At 62.7% G+C, this 2,750-nt stretch carries 4 protein-coding genes and 1 pseudogene; all 5 read left to right on the plus strand.

From position 1 onward, the window contains the following. Positions 1–235 precede the first annotated feature (235 nt). The 5 genes and pseudogenes from SO180_RS42240 (at position 236) to SO180_RS42260 (ending at position 2,655) form a co-directional block, all read left to right on the plus strand. The gene (locus tag SO180_RS42240; protein ID WP_449384683.1) at positions 236–658 is read left to right on the plus strand and encodes a transposase; all 423 of its coding nucleotides are present in this window, start codon (positions 236–238) and stop codon (positions 656–658) included. Continuing rightward, positions 655–1,008, plus strand: a complete 354-nt coding sequence (tnpB, locus tag SO180_RS42245) for an IS66 family insertion sequence element accessory protein TnpB (protein ID WP_449384684.1) — start codon at positions 655–657, stop codon at positions 1,006–1,008. Before SO180_RS42240 ends, tnpB begins: the two co-directional genes overlap by 4 nt. A gap of 53 nt (positions 1,009–1,061) precedes the next feature. After that, positions 1,062–1,718, plus strand: coding sequence for an IS66 family transposase zinc-finger binding domain-containing protein (locus tag SO180_RS42250; protein ID WP_449384685.1), 657 nt, complete (start codon positions 1,062–1,064; stop codon positions 1,716–1,718). Between the two features lie 10 nt (positions 1,719–1,728). Beyond that, a pseudogene (locus tag SO180_RS42255) lies at positions 1,729–2,442 on the plus strand (IS66 family transposase). A gap of 54 nt (positions 2,443–2,496) precedes the next feature. Then, positions 2,497–2,655: a transposase domain-containing protein gene (locus SO180_RS42260; RefSeq protein ID WP_449384686.1), complete on the plus strand. Its 159-nt coding sequence runs from the start codon at positions 2,497–2,499 to the stop codon at positions 2,653–2,655. Positions 2,656–2,750: the final 95 nt, after the last annotated feature.

Genomic DNA, 2,750 nt, shown 5'->3' on the forward strand with positions numbered 1-2,750 from the left:
CTGACCAGCCGCAACATTCCGCCGCCGCGTGGCGGTGATGCCTGGAATGCGATGTCAGTCATGCGCGCGATGAAGCGGCTGCGCATCGCGGGCAAATGACTCGCACCATCTGCGATCCCAACTGGATGTTGATGTGCGCGTTGTGGCAGTCGCAGCGTAAGCGCTAAGCCGATACCCTGGCTTCCGTCTTAGATTAGATGTGCGAAGAAGCCTCCGGCTTGAACGGAGGTTTGGGATGGAGTTGGACGGCAAAAAGGACGTCCATTTGGACGGCTCGTCGGTTGGGTCGGTCAGCCGGCTTGAAGTGCTTGAAGGACCGTCCGGGCTTCGTGTGCGTTCGGAGGCTGAGCGGGCTCGGATCGTCGCCGAAAGTCTGCTGCCCGGCGCTCAGGCGTCGGAAGTAGCGCGCAAGCACGGGGCGACGCGCTGGCAGATTTACGATGGGCGACGACGCTTTCGCCAGCGAGGCGAATTGCCGTCGTGCGGGGCATCGCAGCCGCCGTTCGCGCCGCTGGTTGTGGAGGGGCCGTTAGAGGAATGTCACGTTCCGGCGGCCAAGCTCGAAATTGCGATTGGCGACGTCGTCGTGCAGACAGACGCGGCGATAGATGGAGAGCAGCTGTCTCGGGTGATCCGCGCGGTGCGAGCGTCACGATGATTGTACCTGGCGCCGAGTTGAAGATTTATATCGCGACGCGTCCTGTCGACTTCCGCTGCGGCCACGATGGGCTTGCTGCCAAGGTGCAGGAGATGCTTGGTCTCGACCCATTGAGCGGTGCGGCCTACGTGTTCCGGTCGAAACGGGCGGACCGGATCATGATTCTGGTTTGGGATCGAACGGGCCTGGTGTTGGTGTACAAACGCCTTGAGGGCTGCAAGTTCGTATGGCCAAAGATTGCGGACGGTGTGATGCGGATATCGCCGGCGATGTTCGCGGCATTGTTCGAAGGCTTGGACTGGAGGTTGGTCCGCCCGGAGGAAGCGCGTCGCCCACAGATCGCTGGATAACTGCGGCCGAGTTGGGCATGGCGCCGGCGGCGCAGATGTGCTCGACATGGCGCATGAGCACCGCGACGCTTCGCGACGATAATGAACGCTTGAAGGCGCTTTTGGCGCAAACGCAGGCGGCGTTGAGCGAGCATCAAGCGGCGCTGGCAATGTCGGAAGAAGCGCGGCGCCGGTTGGAGGTCATTCTCGGCGAACTACGCCGGGAGAAGTTCGGAGCGAAGTCCGAGAAGCTGCGGCCAGATCAATATCATTTGCCGCTCGAAGACGTGGAGATCGCGCAAGGCGTCCTGGACGCGGCGCAGGAGAAGGCTGCGGCGGTCATCAGGGGCCGATCGCGCGCTGGATCGGATCAGGACCGTCATCGCAATCGGGGCTGCTTGCCTGCCCATTTGCCGCAGGTGGAGCGGATCATCGAGGCTGCGAGCACGCTGTGTCCGTGCGGTTGCGGCGCGATGACGAAGATCGGCGAGGACGTCAGCAAACGCCTTGACGTGATTCCGGCACAATGGCGCGTGCTGGTCACGCGCCGCCCGAAATACGTCTGCCGTCGCTGCTCGGGCGCTGTCGTGCAGGCACACGCGGCCGAGCATGTCGTGCCCGGCGGGCTGCCGACCGAAGCGGCCATTGCACACGTGATCGTCTCCAAGTTCGGCGACGATACGCCGTTACCGTCAGGCCGAAATCTATGCGCGACAGGGGATCCGGCTTGATCGGGCGACATTGGGCAATTGGTCAGGTCGCGCCTGCTTCCATCTGCAGCCCGTTGCCGACCACATGCGCCGCCATCTGGCAGCGGCGGATCGCCTGTTCATGGATGAAACCACGGCGCCGGTGCTCGATGCCGGGCGTGGTCAAACGAAGAGGGGCTACTTCTGGGCGATCGTCTCCGACGACCGCGGCCATAGCGGCCCAAGTCCGCCGATCGTGCTGTTCCGATATGCCCCCGGTCGCAGCGGTGCCTGCCTTCGCTGAGCAGTTCCTGGACGGCTTCAACGGACGCTTCCTGCAATGCGATGCCTATGACGGTTATGATCGGCTGATCGAAGTCGCCCGACGCAAGGGCCATGGACGCTCGTACATTGCTGGAGCCATTTGCGCCGGCGCTTCGTCAAATTGGCCCGTAACAGTAAATCGCCGATCGCCGAGGCCGCCGTCCGGCGGATCGCACAGCTCTACGCCATCGAAGCCACAGTCCGCGGTTCATCGCCGGACGTCCGGCTGGCTGCGCGCAAGGAACATTCGCTGCCGCTCGTCGAGGCGTTGAAGCCATGGTTCGAGAAACAACTGTCGATGATCTCGAGCGGCTCGACGCTCGCTGATGACATCCGCTACGCGCTCAATCATTGGCAGGGGCTGACGCGCTTCCTCGATGACGGGCGTCTCGAGCTCGACACCAATCCGGTTGAAAACGCGAAATCCGGCCGATCTGCTTGACCAGAAAAAACGCGCTCCTTCGCCGGTCACGAGGTCGGAGCCGAAAACTGGGCTTTGCTCGCATCCATCGTGGCGACCTGCAAGCTCAACGACGTCAACCCGGTCACCTACATCGCCGATACACTCGAGGCGATCATCCCCGGCCATCCTCAAAGCAAAATTGACGACCTCATGCCATGGCGGTTCCGCAAAACGTCAAGCCGGCATCAATAGGGTCGGCTAAGCGCTTACGTCGCAGCGCGTCTGAGCACACTCCATTCAGGAGAGGCTTAGGCGGCTTTCAATCGCCCGCCCGGCACAAAGGCGGT

The sequence above is a fragment of the Bradyrhizobium sp. UFLA05-112 genome, from assembly GCF_053572325.1.